Source organism: Eggerthella sp. BIOML-A4 (genome assembly GCF_009875575.1).
Classification (GTDB): domain Bacteria; phylum Actinomycetota; class Coriobacteriia; order Coriobacteriales; family Eggerthellaceae; genus Eggerthella; species Eggerthella lenta.
The window spans coordinates 20,837-34,875 of sequence record NZ_WWRX01000016.1 but is presented as its reverse complement, the minus strand read 5'-3'; the positions used below and the strand labels follow the sequence as shown (position 1 = coordinate 34,875).

Below are 14,039 nucleotides of genomic sequence, written 5' to 3'. Positions count from 1 at the left end.
GCCGGACGATTTCGGACCAGCGCGGCGCTACGTGTTGCCGCAGTAGCGCCGCGCAAGACCAAGGCCGCTCGGGGAGGGAGGCGAGCGGCCTTGGGCGGTACGGTACAGGAGGCCTCGCGCAGCGCAGCCGCGCGAGGGTGCCGGGCGGCAACGCCGCCCGGCACCCTGCGGCGCGCGCGATGCGCGCCGCAGGGCTTCGCGCTACTTGCCTTCTGCCGCCTTGCGACCGGCCAGGCGACCGAACGACATGGCCATCGAGTGGCTGGCGCCGGCCACCGTCACGGGATAGTCCACCAGGAAGCGGCCGCCCATGGTGTTCCCCGCCACGAACAGGCCGGGCACCGGGTTCTTCTCGGCATCGAGCGCGCGGCAGTCGACGTCGCAGTCGATGCCGCCGATCAGCACCAACATGCCCGAGTCGCCGAACGGCACCGCGTAGTACGGCGGGTTCTCGATGGGGAACAGGCGCGTGGACACCTTGGAGAAGTCCGCGTCCTTGCCCGCGTGCGCCAGCTCGTTGTAGCGCTCCACCGTCTCCACCAGCGCGTCAGCCGGGATGTTCACGGCCTTCGCCAACTCCTCGATGGAATCGGCCGGGATGATGGAGCCCTGCTCGATCTCGCCCTGGAAGTACGTGTCGGAGGCGTAGCCCGCAGCGAAGTGGTTGATGGCGTGCTCGTACTCGGCTTCCTGCTCGGGCGGGATGTAGTGCGTCACGCCGCCGAAGCACTGGGGCATCGCCGACAGCTGCTCTTTCCACTTGCTGTCGAAGATCTGGTACGACACGCCGCCCTTCTGACGCTTGATGGCGTTCTGCAGCTCCTGCGCTCCCACGTCCTCGTTGGCGAAGCGCTTGCCGTCCTGGTTCACCATGAGGAACGGGTCGATGCCGACGGAGTTCGTTCCCAGGCTGTGCGTCATCGGGGCATAGGGGCCGTCCTCCATGACCGCGCCGGCCCACATGGCCATCTTGTGGCCGTCGCCCGTGTTCACCGGCTTTCCGCTCTTGTCCATGGTGCTGAAGAAGCAGCCGTACTTTGTGGCCTGGGGCGCGTAGTACGTCAGCATCTCGGTGTCGCTGGACATGTCGCCGCACGACAGCACGACACCCTTCTTCGCGTTGACGCGCACGATGTTGCCGTCTTCGTCGGACGCGTACACGCCCACCACCTTGTCGCCTTCCTTGATGAGCTGCTCGCCCTTCAGGTTGAAACGCGCCTCGGCGCCGGCCTTCTGCGCGGCCTCCAGCGTGCCGTGCATGGCCCAGCCGTGATCGGGCAGCAGGTGCACCATGCCGGGGAAGCACGGGTAGTTCTCCTCGCGCCAATTGTAGTTCTCGTTCACCGGGAAGCGCTCAGGGAACACGTAGGGCTTCTCGGGGTCGGTGGGCACGTCGTGGTCGCTGGTCAGCAGCTCGTGCTCGGCAGTGCCGATGTACCAGTCCAAGTCCGGGCCGGAGTTCGCGATCCAATAGTTCAGCAGCTGCGCATTGGGGCGGTTGCCCATGACCTTCATCAGCTCGTTGACCACTTCCTGCGTCTCAGGCTGCTCGATGCCCAGCTGCTTGTGGATCTCGCTGCCGAACGTGCCGAACTCGCCCGAGCGGTAGCCCACGTCGGAACCTTTATCGAAGCCGAACGTCTTCGCGCCCGACTCCGCGGCTTCGCGCAGCGCGCACACGCCCGCCAGGCCGAGGCCCACCACGCACACATCGACGTCGACGGTTTCGGTTACCTTCGACTCGTCGACGGGCGCCGGCGGGTTCATGAACGACGGCACGAACTCGGTGGGGTTGCCGCCCGTCGCTGCGCCGCCCGAACCTGCCGCGCCGCCCTCGGCCGCGCCTGCGTCTGCGCCCGCATCGCTTTTCGCAGCCGGCGCGCATCCCGCGAGGCCGGCCGCCCCGGCCACCGCAGCTGTCGCGCCCAAGCCGAGAAACGTGCGACGGGTGAGTTTCTGCTCTCTCATAATGATCCCCTTCCCTCTTCCTTTGACGAAATGGACGACCGCCGAAAGGCCGCCAACCACGCCTCCAGCATACGAAGCGGCAGGCAAACGGGCATCACCCAGAGCCGCCAAGACCCGGTTTTCTGTCACCCGAAACGGCCAAAATGAGCAGCGCGGCGCTTCGCGACGGGTATCATGTAGGGCAGGGCGCGGCATCCGCACGGGAAGCGGATGGCTCGGGGCATGGAGGGGAGATCGAACATGGCTACGCGCGCAGCATGCTACGCAGGATATGCGTTTCTCCTGCTTGCCAATATCCTCAGCTACCATGCGACCACCGCGTTCGCCAGCGTGCCCTCATTCGACGACGGCACATACATGCCGGTGCTCGGCGCTACGCACGCAGCAGCGTTCGTAGCCGTCGCCCTGCGGTACCGCAACGTCGCGCACGAGCCCCTTGGCTCGAAGGCGGCCGGTTTCGCCGCCGTAGCGCTGTGCATAGGATTCGCGCTGGTGCCGGGATCATGCAGCGCAGGCGTGCAGCCCGGGTTCGTGGCGGGCACGGTGCTCATCGGCGTCGGCCAGGCGGTGCTCAGCTTGCTGTGGCTGTCGGCGCTGCCGATGTTTTCCTACCGCACCAGCTACCTGTTCCTGCTGGGCAGCCATGCGGCCGCCACCGCGCTGTGCGCGATCGTGCTGCAATACCCGCAGGAATGGTACATCCCCATCACCCTGGCATCGCTGCTGGCGGCATGCGCCTGCGCCACCCGGCTGCGCGTCGCACGGCCCATCGAGCGCACCTTCTCCAGCCAGATAGCCGACGTCGCGCCGCTTGTGGGCAAAGGCGTGCTCGCCGTAGGATTGTTCGCCCTGCTCAGCGGGTTCGTCACCAGCCTATCGGGGCAACCCGACATCGATCCCGATCTCATGCAGTACCTCGTGCTGGGGATTTCCGCCTGCGTGCTGGTCATCATGTCGGTGCCCGCGCTGCTGTTTCGCCAGCCGTTCAAGCTGGAAGGCAGCTACCGCGTGGCGCTGCCGCTTTCCGCGCTGGGCCTGCTGGTGCTGCCAGGGCTGACGGAAGCCGTCCCTCCCGCTATTGCCGGCACACTGGCCACCACGGGCTACATGATGTGCGGCATCGTGCTGGCCTGCACCATCGCCGAAGTGGGAAAGGCTGCGCGCATACCCGTCATGCCGCTGTACGCTGCAAGCGACACGGTTTCGCTGCTGTGCCTGCTGGCGGGAACGGAAGCGGGTGCGCTGACCCGCGTGTACCTTCCGGGGACGAACGCCGGGTTCGCCCTCATCGGGTTGGGAACGCTGTACCTGGTCATGCTGGGTGCTTCCTGGCTCCTTGGCCGCGAGCGCATCCCGCGCCGCAGCGATCCGCAGCCTTCACCGCCGCCCGAGCAAGACGCGCGACCGTCCGGCGGCGCCGCCTCGGAACCCGCCGACGCAACCCGGCTTGCCTCCGCGCCGATCCAGATCGTCGCCGCGCCCGAACCCGATCTCGTCGCCGCCGCCTACGGGCTGAGCGATCTGGAAACCACCGTCTTCAAACAGCTTCTAGAGGGTCGCACCATCGCGCGCATCGCGCAGGATCTCTACCTCTCGCCGAGCGCCGTGAAATACCATACGCAGAAGATCTACCGAGCCTTCGACGTGCATACCCGTGCGGAACTGGCGGCCTTCATGCGCCAGCCTCGCTTGGCCGACGTCGCGCCCGCGCACTCCACGGACGCATTGTCGCCCGAAAACCGCGCTTTTGCACCCGAAACCGAGGCTTTCGGGCGACAATGCGCCGTCGGAGACGACCAACCGGCATCAGCGCCCCTCGCGGTCACCCGCGCGAACCCGTGCGAGCGCTTAGCCCTCCAACACGGCCTGACCGACCGCGAGCGTCAAACGCTCGAGCTGCTGGCCCTCGGGGAAACGGTGGCCGCCATCGCGCGCGCTCTCGACGTCTCGGAGAACACCGTGAAGACGTATACGAAGCGCGTGTACCGAAAGCTCGACGTCCACTCCAAGCAGGACATCATCGACCTGTGCCGCGAGGGGTAGCCGACAGCGCACGATGCCCGTCGTCAAGCCCTACCCCCCCTCGGCGGGCTGAAACGAGAATCGCCCGACCGGCTCCAACCGATCGAGCGATTCGCTTCTTCTCGCAGAAAACGGAGCGAGCCATCGGCCCCGTTCACCTGTCTCATTCTGCCTCGTTCCCTACTGCTTCACCACCAGCACGTCGCAGCGGAGGTTGCGGATGAGGAACGTGGACACGCTGCCCACGAACACGTACTTGATGTTCGACAGCCCGCGCTCGCCGCACACCACGAGGTTCGGCTCGAACGGCTCGATCAGCTCGTGCTCCAGCGTGTCGGCGATGCGCCCCGCATGCACAGACACCTCCACGGAAGGAATGTCCGGGTTCTGGCGCGCCGCAGCCAACACGTCGGCCAGGTCGGCTTCGATGCGCTTTTTGCCCTCGGCGCACAGCGCTTCGAAATCGACGCCCGAAGCCTCGTAGGGAACCGAATCGATCACGTGGCCGAACATGAGCTTCGCGTGGTTGTCCGCAGCGAGCGTCACCGCGCGCTGCGCGACCGCTTCCTGCGTCGACGCGCCGTCGAGCGCGGCGAAGATACGAGCGTATTCCTGCGCCATGGTCGTTCCTTTCCCTCGATTGCATCTGGGGTCATTGTACCCCAAGCAGCACCTCCGCGCGCCGCCGAACGCTACGACGTAACCAGCAAGATGACGCCGACGCACAACAACAGCACGTACGTGAGCTTGAGGAACCTTTCCTGGCTGATCTTCTTCTGCAGCTTGCTGCCCAGAAACGTGGCCAGCACGGCCAACGGCACGCAGAACACGATGATCTGGACGACGTCGCCCGTGAAGTGCCCCTGCTGAAACGCGATGCCTGCGTAAATAAGGTTGAGCACGGTCCACACGGCGGAAAGCGTGATGCGGAACTGCTGCTGATCGCGCAGCTTCTGCACCGCGTAGATGACCAGCAGCGCGCCGCCCGACACGAACATGCCTTGGATCAGGCCGGCCAGAGCGAGAATGATCCACAGCGCCCATTCCGGCATGAACTTCTGCTGGGGCACCGCCAGGTTCTTGATACCGATGATCACAATGATCACGCCGTAGATCTTCAACAGGATATGCAGGGGCACCAGGGTATCCAGCCAAATGCCCAGCACCATGAACACGATCATCACGCCCAGGATCTTGCCAAGCTCGCGCCAATTCACGCTCTTGATGTTGAGCGCCGTCAGCAAGCCGCAGGCGAAAAAGCCCATCGCGTTGAGGATGGACACCGTAGATTCCAGGCCCAGCAGCGTCGTGCCCACCGGCATGGCGAAGATGTTCCCTGCGAATCCCGTGATGGCCTGGACCGTGTATGCGAAAAAGAACGCGGCCAGGAAAAGCGCTTTTTCCATATATGCTACAATCCTTATCTATGTGACCAGCCTACAAGTGTAGCACGGGGCGCACATCATAAGACGACGCACACGCCAGAGGACGGAATTGCATGGCGGGATTCACCATCACCATCGCAGGAGACTCGGCGCTCAACTTGGAATTCGCCCATGCGATATCCGCGGAGACGAGCGCCAAGATCCGCATGGCCGCAGACAACCTTACCGCAGATCCCATTCGGGGCATCACCGAGCTGGTGCCCACGTTCTGCTCGCTTATGGTGTATTACAACCCCCTGGTCATCACGTTCGACGAGCTGTCCACGAAGCTGCGCTCCAAGCTGCGCGACGTGGGCGAGGCCGACCTCAGCATCCGCAAGATCGTGCCCATCCCCGTGTGCTACGGGGGCGAGTTCGGCCCCGACCTGGCGAACGTGGCGCAACTGGCAGGCCTTTCCGAAGACGAAGTGATCGCCATCCACACCGAGCGCGACTACCTCATCGACATGCTGGGCTTCCTTCCCGGCTTCGCCTACCTGGGCGGCCTCGACGAGCGCCTGCACACGCCGCGCCTGGCCGTGCCGCGCACGCGCATCGAGCCGGGCAGCGTCGGGATAGGCGGCGCGCAGACGGGCATCTACCCGCTGGCCTCCCCCGGCGGCTGGCAGATCATCGGGCGCACGCCGCTCAAACCCTACGATCCCGATCGTGAGGAACCCATCCTGTACGCAGCGGGCGAGTACCTGCGCTTCGTGCCCATCACGCCCGACGAGTACACCGCCATCGAAGCGCAGCTGGCCGCGGGCACGTATTCGTACGGCATCTTCGTGGAAGGCGAGTAGCATGGGTCTGGTCGTCAAAAAACCCGGTGTGATCACCACCATCCAGGACGTGGGGCGCTTCGGCTATCAGGGCAGCGGCTTCTCCACGAACGGCGTGATGGATCATCGCGCGTTCGCCATCGCGAACCTCCTGGTGGAGAACGACCCCGGCGCACCCGTGCTGGAATTCGCGCTGGCGGGACCCACGGTGCGCTTCACCACGAACACCTGCTTCGCCATCACGGGCGGCGACTTCGCGCCGACGCTGGACGGCGAACCCGTGCCCATGTACGCGGCCGTCATGGTGCGGCGCGGCTCCATCCTGCGCTTCAAGGCGTCGCGCACCGGCTGCTACGGTTACTTGGCCATCGCGGGCAACAGCGTGCGCGTGCCCGAAGTGATGGGCAGTCGCTCGACGAACCTCAAGTGCGAGTTCGGCGGATGGAAGGGTCGCACGCTCATCGTCGGCGACTACCTGCCGTTTTCCACGAAGAGCGTGGACTTCCTGCCCAACCTAGGGTCGCACCGCATCGACGGCGACAACGAGTTCTACGGCTTCGACCGCGACGAAATCACCGTGCGCGTGGTGCCCGGGCCTCAGCAGGACATGTTCACCGACAAAGGCCTGGCCACGTTCTACGGGCAGGCGTACACCACCACCACGAAATGCGACCGCATGGGGTACCGCCTGGACGGACCGGAAATCGAGACGAAGCACGGGTCCGACATCATCTCCGACGGCGTGGCGTTCGGCGCCGTGCAGGTGCCGTCGCACGGACGGCCCATCATCATGCTGGCCGACCGGCAAACCACCGGCGGTTACGCGAAAATCGGCACCATCGCCAGCGTGGACATCCCGAAGCTGGTGCAACGCCCGCCGGGCGGCAAGATCCGCTTCGAGTCCATCGGCGTGCAGGAGGCCCAAGCGCTGCTGCGCGAAGAGGCGCACCTGTTCGAAATGCTGGCGTTGAAAGTGAGGCGGCCCAGCGCCGACGGCATATCGCCCCGGCGCACGGCGCGGCGCCTGACCCCCATCCTGGAGGAACAGGCACGCAAGTCGCAGGCCGACATGTTGTGGATCGACCGAGCCGATCGCTCCCAGCGCGTCGGCAACCGCAACGCCCTGGGAACCGTCCCGCCAAAGAAACAACCGCCCGACGCAACCGACACCACCGAACGCGCAACGACGTAGACGAAGAAGAAGTAGGTAGGGGTTCGCCGAAGCCGGCCGTCACAGAACCCCGTCACAAACGTAGGAGAACCGCCATGGATACGAAAGCCATCGAAGAACTCATCGCCATCATGGACAAGGCCGAGCTCACGGCCTTGCGCGTGGATGACGGCGAAACGAAAATCGAATTGGAGCGCAACCACGGCCCGCTCTCGTCTACCGCGCTGCCGCTCATGGCCGATCGCGTGAGCGCGCTGTTGGCCGGCAAGACCGAAAGCCACGAGGCAGCCGCCGTCGAGGACGCCGACGAAAGCTCCATCCTCGTGCGCAGCCCCATGGTGGGCATGTTCTACATCTCGCCCAGCCCCGACGAAGATCCCTTCGTGAAGGTGGGCCAGGAAGTGCTGTCCGGCCAGACGCTGGCCATCGTCGAGGCCATGAAGATGATGAACGAGATCACCACGCCCGCCCCCGGCATCGTCGTGGAGGTGCTGGCAGCCAACGGCACGCAGGTCGAATACGACCAGCCGCTGTTCCGCGTGGCCACCGCCGCCGGCGAAACGCACTAGGGCGGCGCGCGCCATGTTCGACAAGATACTCATCGCCAACCGCGGCGAGATCGCCGTCCGCATCATCCGCGCCTGCCGCGCCATGGACATCAAGACGGTGGCCGTGTACTCCACGGCCGACAAGCATTCGCTGCACGTGTACCTGGCCGACGAGAGCGTGTGCATCGGCCCGCCCGCCGCGCGCGACTCGTACCTGAACATCGCCGCCATCCTGTCCGCCGCGAAGGGCACCGGCGCGCAGGCCATCCATCCCGGCTACGGCTTCCTGTCGGAGAACTCGACGTTCGCGAAGCTGTGCCGCGAGAACGACATCGTGTTCATCGGCCCCGCGCCCGAGGTCCTGGACCGCATGGGCAACAAGAGCCAGGCCCGCAAGACCATGATGGAGGCGGGCGTGCCCGTGGTTCCCGGCACGAAGGAGCCCGTGCACCATCCGGAGGAAGCGCTGGCGATGGCACGCGAGATCGGCTGGCCCATCATGATCAAGGCGTCGTCGGGCGGTGGCGGCAAGGGCATGCGCATCAGCCACGACGAGCACGACTTCTCCGAGCAGTTCTCCATCGCCCAGCGCGAGAGCGTGGGCGCGTTCGGCGACAACACCATGTACCTGGAGCGCTGCGTGCTGAACCCGCGCCACGTGGAGGTGCAGATCATCGCCGATACGTACGGCACCGTGGTGGCCCTGGGCGAGCGCGATTGCTCGGTGCAGCGCAACCACCAGAAGATGATCGAGGAAAGCCCCTCGCCCGTGATGACGGGGCGCGTGCGCGACGAGATGCTGGAAGCCGCCGTGCGCGCGGCGCAGGCCGTGGGCTACACGTCGGCGGGCACCATCGAGTTTCTGCTGGACGATAAGCTGAACTACTACTTCATGGAGATGAACACGCGCATCCAGGTGGAACACCCCGTCACCGAGATGGTCACGGGCACCGATCTCGTGGAAGAGATGATCCGCGTGGCGGCGGGCGACCCGTTGACGTTCACGCAGGACGACATCACGTACCGCGGCCACGCCATCGAGTGCCGCGTGAACGCCGAGCAGCCCGAACGCGGGTTCCTGCCGTCGCCCGGCACCATCTCGCAGATGCACCTGCCCGGCGGCAACGGCGTGCGCGTGGACACGGCGGCGTACGACGGCTACGAGATCACGCCGTATTACGACTCCATGATCGCCAAGGTGATCGTGCATGGGCGCGACCGCACCGAGGCTATCGCGAAGATGCGCACCGCGCTTGAGGAGATGGTAGTGGTGGGCGTGAAGACGAACCTCGACTTCCAGTACGCCATCATGGAGAACGAGACGTTCGCCGCCGGCCTCGCCGACACCAGCTTCATCGAGCGGTTCATGAAGGGCGAAGTGTAGGGGTTTCTGGCGGGGTTCTGTCGGGCAACGTTCAGTCGCTCAAACAGTCCTGCTCGCACGAAACGCCCACTGGGCGTTTCGGCTCGTGCGGAACTCGCTTGGTGAACGCCGCCCGACAGAACCCCTTCGCACGTCTTACGTCGCCCTTCATGGACCGGCGGGGGGCTTGCGGGCGGCGAGGGCGGCATCGGACGTAGGCTCGAAAAGCCCTTTTTGTGCGGGTTGCGAGGTTCGCCGTTTTGAGAGAGAAAGGGATGGGCTACCTGGTTGTCATCCTGAGCGGAGGCCGAGCCCCGCAGGTTGTCATCCTGAGCGGAGCGCCGGCAGGCGCGGAGTCGAAGGATCCCGTGCGGCGCCAGCAAAAGACGCCGCCGTCCTCAACCCCTCGAACCTGCGATCGGCCACCCGGTTCGGGAACAGAAAAACATCGGCCCACCCCGCCTTGGCAGAGATCGCACGCTATGCACGATTTTTTCGGGTAACCAGCACGTCATCTCGGAGAAATCGCTGGTCGGCTTCTGCGATTCGCGCGCAAAATCGTGCATAGCGTGCGATCTCTGCCAAGGCACGGAACACGTGACTCGGAAACAACATGGCGGTCATAAAGACGCTGCTCGAAAGCGACTTCCGAAGTGCCATAATAAGAACAACACCGAGGAAAGGGGTTCTCTTATGATGGATGCTCAAGTTCCCGTCAAGCCCGAGGGCGTGGCTGACGACGTTTGGGCGCAGATGCTTTCCGCTTCTCCGGTTGAGGCGCGGCATCTCATTCGCTCGGGGGAGTTCACGGCGCCGACGAGCGGGCTGTGTCCCGGGTATGCGCAGGCGAACCTCATCGTGCTGCCGAAGGAGCAAGCCTACGACTTCCTGCTGTTCGCGCAGCGCAACCCCAAGCCGTGCCCGCTGCTGGAAGTGACCGAGGTGGGCGCGCGCGAGGCCACCATCTGCGCGAACGACTGCGACATTGCCACCGACTTCCCGCGCTACCGCATCTACGAGCACGGCAAGCTGGTGGCCGAGGTGGAGAACGTCGAGGACTACTGGCGCGACGACCTCGTGTCGTTCGTCATCGGCTGCTCGTTCTCGTTCGAGTCCGAGCTCATCGAGGCCGGCATCGAGATCCGCCACAACACCATGGGCTGCAACGTGCCCATGTACCTGACGGGCGTGCCGTGCACGCCGGCGGGCTCCATGAGCGGCAACATGGTGATGTCGATGCGCCCCATCCCCTACGACCAGGTGGTGAAGGCGGTGCAGATCTCCGGCGCCATCCCGAAGGTGCACGGCGCGCCCATCCATATCGGAAACCCGGATGCCATCGGCGTGCGAGACATCATGCATCCCGAGTTCGGCGACCCCGTGGAAATCCGCGACGGCGAAGTGCCCGTGTTTTGGGCCTGCGGCGTCACGCCCCAGTCCATCGTCATGAACAGCAAGCCGCCCTTCGCCATCACCCACGCCCCCGGCTGCATGCTGATCACCGACACCAAGAACATCAACCTGAAAGAATAGGCTCGTTCGAACAACGCACTTGAACCATGCTCGAACAAAACGGGGACTTCGAATGAGGTTCCCGTTTTGTTATACTGCACGAACGGAGAACCAGTGCAGGCGCCGATCCTCAGATGGACGGCCCATAGATGACAGCGTGCCCCCGCTGCCCGTACCACGCCTGCAAGATCCAGCAAGATCTTCTCATCCCCGGGAATCGAAGAGGAGACTTGCCATGCCTTACGAAGAAATCGCATCCTACGAGTCCGTTTTCAATGACATCAAACTTGTATTGGAGCAGGGGCGCCGACACGCGGTAGCGCACGTGAACCATGAAATGCTGGTTACCTACTGGAACATCGGCCGCGTCATCGTGGAGCACGAGCAGACAAACCCCAATCGTGCGGAGTACGGCGCAGCGACGCTCAAGCGACTATCTCGAGAACTGACGGAAGAGTACGGTAAGGGATTCTCGCGGTCTAATTTGCAAAACATGCGCCTACTCTACTTGGATTATCCAATTTGCCAGACACTGTCTGGCAAATTGAGCTGGTCCCACTATTGCGAGCTTTTGATCATTTCAGATCCCGATAAGAGGAGCTTCTACGAACGCGAAGCGATTGCCGGCGGATGGTCGGTGCGCGAACTCAAGCGGCAGATCTCAACGTCGCTGTACGAGCGTCTGCTTCTAGCGAACAGCTCTTCAAGCGTGCAAGGCAATCCCGCTCTCGCAACCAACAGAGCTCGCGCCTTGCAACCCGCCGAGATTATCAAGGATCCGTACGTATTCGAATTCCTAGGAATCCCTGACGACGCCCCTTTACCGGAGAGCGAACTGGAACGCGCACTCATAGCACATATGGAGAAGTTCCTCCTCGAACTAGGGCAAGGCTTCATGTTCGTCGGCACACAACAGCGCATCACGCTCAACAACACGCACTATTACGTGGACATGGTCTTCTACAACAAGCTTCTTCGTGCATATGTCCTGATCGAGCTGAAAACTTCCAAGTTGATGCCTGAGGCGGTCGGGCAAATCAACATGTACCTGAATTATTACGCTCGCGAGATGAACGACGAATTCGATAATCCTCCCATCGGCATCATCTTGTGTACCGACAAAGATGTCGTTACCGCCGAATATGCACTCGGCGGATTGCAGAATGCCATATTCGCTTCACGATACGTTTCCCACATCCCCGACAAAGAACAATTGGTGCAGCAAGTGGAAAACGTGCTGCTCAGCTGGGAGCAAACCGAAAACAAGTGAAGTATTCCCCGCGCGTACGGCGTTGCTTTACAATAGGCTGAAAACCACGCACGAAAGAAGGCTGCCTATGTACCGCATCGACTTGAACAGCGACCTGGGCGAGAGCTTCGGGCGCTACACGCTGGGGCTCGACGACCAGATCATCCCGCTTGTGTCCAGCGCGAACATCGCGTGCGGGCAGCATGCGGGCGATCCGGTGGTCATGCGCAAGACGGTGGGCATGGCGAAGGACGCCGGCATCGCCATCGGCGCGCATCCGGGCTATCCCGATCTGCAGGGCTTCGGGCGCCGCGACATGCACCTGTCGCCCGACGAGGCGTACTCGTACATGCTGTACCAGATCGGCGCGCTGCAGGCGTTCTGCTCGGCGCAGGGCGTGCAGCTCGCGCACGTGAAGCCGCACGGCCAGCTGTACAACCACGCCGCCATCGATTCCGAGTTGGCAGCTGCGCTGGCGCAGGCCGTCCGCGACGTGGACCCCAAGCTAGTGCTGGTGGGCCTGGCCAACAGCGCGCTTGTGGACGAAGGCCGCAAGCTGGGGCTGGTCACGGCCGAGGAGTTCTTCGCCGACCGCAACTACACCGACGAGGGCCGCCTGGTCAGCCGCAACGACCCCGCCGCGCTCATACGCGACGAAGAACACGCCATCGAGCGCGTCAAGAACGCCATCCGCGAAGGCGCCGTGCTGTCCGTCACGGGCAAGCTGGTGGACCTCCACCCCGACACGCTGTGCGTGCACGGAGATTCCCCCAGCGCGCTGGCCTTCGTCAGCCGCATCCGCCAGGAACTCGAGCAAGACGACATCGTCATCAAAGCGGTAGGAGCGGAATAAAGGGGCACGCTCGCGATTCGGCCCCGCACGAAAAAGACGTGCGGAGCCGAATCGATGAAGGGCCGCCTCGCCCAGAGAACGGCTCCGGATGAGCACTTACTCGCCGTTGGATTCCGCCACCTGCTCGGCAGCCTCGTCGATGCAGCGCAGGGCGTTCAGGCAGCGCGGGTAGCCGATGTAGGGCACGCACTGCGACACCACCTTGATGAGGAACGCGCGGTCGTTGCCCACACGCAGGTTCGCCCGCACATGGCTGACCACCTGAGGCTCGCATCCGCCCTGAGCGATGAGCAGGCAGAACGTGATCATTTCGCGCTGTGCGTCGCTCAACCCCGTGCGCGTGTAGTAATCGCCGAAGCAGTTCTCGGCCAACCAGCGGTTGATATGGCGCGTTTCCTCGGGACCCGACTGGTAGAAGTCGGCCATATCCTCGCCGAACAGGTCGACCTGCTTCTGCGCGCCCGCCTCCAAGCGCGTGTCCTCCGTCGTGGTGGCCTGGCTTTCAAGCGGCAGCGACACCAGGCGGTGCTCCAGCAGCTCGTTCACCGCATACAGAAACGGCAGCATGCGGCCCATGCCCACGTACGGAGTGGACTGGTACACCAGCTCCTTCATTTCCACCGACGTGACGCCCACGTTGAAGGCGCCCTTCGCCATGGCCTTGAACAGGTCGATGGCCTGCGCGCCGATGAGCGCGGCCAGGATGGCCATCATCCGCGTGCGGTCGTCCAGATCATCGCTGGCGGGCACCTCGCCGAAGGCGAAGTTGTCCATGCGCTCGACGAACTCGGGATCGGTGCACGCAAGCGGCGAATCGAACCCGGGGAACAAACGGTTGCGGTAAGCCTGCGCGCGCTCTCTGTTTTCAGTAGTCATATCCGTCTCCTTCTCACGTGCTTGTTGTCTCGAGGCCATAGTACCTTCTGAAACCGCTTCCGTGAAAAATGTCACAGAAAATGATACATTTGAAACTTCGGAAGACGACGGCGAAGCTCCGCGACGCTTTGCCGCGTCGGCCGGCCGGCGAAGCTCCGCGACGCTTTGCCGCGCCGGTCCGTCAGCGAAAACGACCCGTGTAGCAAAATCCGACCTCCTGCGGCAATAATCGATCGGTTTGGTAATCCTGGAAGAACCCGAACCGCCGTTT

12 protein-coding genes are annotated in these 14,039 nt (G+C 63.9%); 8 read left to right on the top strand and 4 right to left on the bottom strand.

What is annotated here, in order from left to right; genetic code table 11:
* Positions 1–201 precede the first annotated feature (201 nt).
* Complete coding sequence (locus tag GT613_RS13475; protein WP_009305760.1) at positions 202–1,968, bottom strand: FAD-dependent oxidoreductase; 1,767 nt, start codon at positions 1,966–1,968, stop codon at positions 202–204.
* 240 nt (positions 1,969–2,208) lie between these two features.
* Here GT613_RS13475 and GT613_RS13470 point away from each other — a divergent pair, with 240 nt between their 5' ends.
* Positions 2,209–4,011 (top strand): LuxR C-terminal-related transcriptional regulator, encoded by a 1,803-nt coding sequence (locus GT613_RS13470; RefSeq protein ID WP_009305759.1) that lies wholly within the window; start codon positions 2,209–2,211, stop codon positions 4,009–4,011.
* A 159-nt stretch (positions 4,012–4,170) separates the two neighbouring features.
* Here the strand turns inward: GT613_RS13470 and GT613_RS13465 are convergent, their stop codons facing one another.
* Together GT613_RS13465 and GT613_RS13460 are read right to left on the bottom strand one after the other, a co-directional pair.
* Complete coding sequence (locus GT613_RS13465; protein WP_009305757.1) at positions 4,171–4,611, bottom strand: universal stress protein; 441 nt, start codon at positions 4,609–4,611, stop codon at positions 4,171–4,173.
* Positions 4,612–4,682: 71 nt separating this feature from the next.
* The gene (locus tag GT613_RS13460) at positions 4,683–5,396 is read right to left on the bottom strand and encodes a sulfite exporter TauE/SafE family protein (RefSeq protein WP_009305754.1); all 714 of its coding nucleotides are present in this window, start codon (positions 5,394–5,396) and stop codon (positions 4,683–4,685) included.
* A 92-nt stretch (positions 5,397–5,488) separates the two neighbouring features.
* Here GT613_RS13460 and pxpB point away from each other — a divergent pair, with 92 nt between their 5' ends.
* The 7 genes from pxpB (at position 5,489) to GT613_RS13425 (ending at position 12,892) form a co-directional block, all read left to right on the top strand.
* Complete coding sequence (gene pxpB / locus GT613_RS13455) at positions 5,489–6,217, top strand: 5-oxoprolinase subunit PxpB (RefSeq protein ID WP_009305753.1); 729 nt, start codon at positions 5,489–5,491, stop codon at positions 6,215–6,217.
* Between the two features lies 1 nt (position 6,218).
* Complete coding sequence (locus GT613_RS13450) at positions 6,219–7,388, top strand: biotin-dependent carboxyltransferase family protein (RefSeq protein WP_009305751.1); 1,170 nt, start codon at positions 6,219–6,221, stop codon at positions 7,386–7,388.
* A 74-nt stretch (positions 7,389–7,462) separates the two neighbouring features.
* Positions 7,463–7,936 carry an acetyl-CoA carboxylase biotin carboxyl carrier protein gene (gene accB, locus GT613_RS13445; protein WP_009608973.1) on the top strand — a complete coding sequence of 158 codons (474 nt, stop codon included), beginning with the start codon at positions 7,463–7,465 and terminating at the stop codon, positions 7,934–7,936.
* A 13-nt stretch (positions 7,937–7,949) separates the two neighbouring features.
* On the top strand, positions 7,950–9,299 hold the full coding sequence (gene accC / locus GT613_RS13440) for an acetyl-CoA carboxylase biotin carboxylase subunit (RefSeq protein ID WP_009608966.1): 1,350 nt from the start codon (positions 7,950–7,952) through the stop codon (positions 9,297–9,299).
* A gap of 672 nt (positions 9,300–9,971) precedes the next feature.
* Entirely contained in the window at positions 9,972–10,811 is an 840-nt protein-coding gene (locus GT613_RS13435) for a putative hydro-lyase (protein ID WP_009305744.1), read from the top strand.
* Positions 10,812–11,025: 214 nt separating this feature from the next.
* Positions 11,026–12,060, top strand: coding sequence for a YhcG family protein (locus GT613_RS13430; protein WP_009305743.1), 1,035 nt, complete (start codon positions 11,026–11,028; stop codon positions 12,058–12,060).
* A gap of 67 nt (positions 12,061–12,127) precedes the next feature.
* Positions 12,128–12,892: a LamB/YcsF family protein gene (locus tag GT613_RS13425; RefSeq protein WP_009305741.1), complete on the top strand. Its 765-nt coding sequence runs from the start codon at positions 12,128–12,130 to the stop codon at positions 12,890–12,892.
* A 96-nt stretch (positions 12,893–12,988) separates the two neighbouring features.
* Here the strand turns inward: GT613_RS13425 and GT613_RS13420 are convergent, their stop codons facing one another.
* Positions 12,989–13,768 carry a carboxymuconolactone decarboxylase family protein gene (locus tag GT613_RS13420; RefSeq protein WP_009305740.1) on the bottom strand — a complete coding sequence of 260 codons (780 nt, stop codon included), beginning with the start codon at positions 13,766–13,768 and terminating at the stop codon, positions 12,989–12,991.
* Positions 13,769–14,039: the final 271 nt, after the last annotated feature.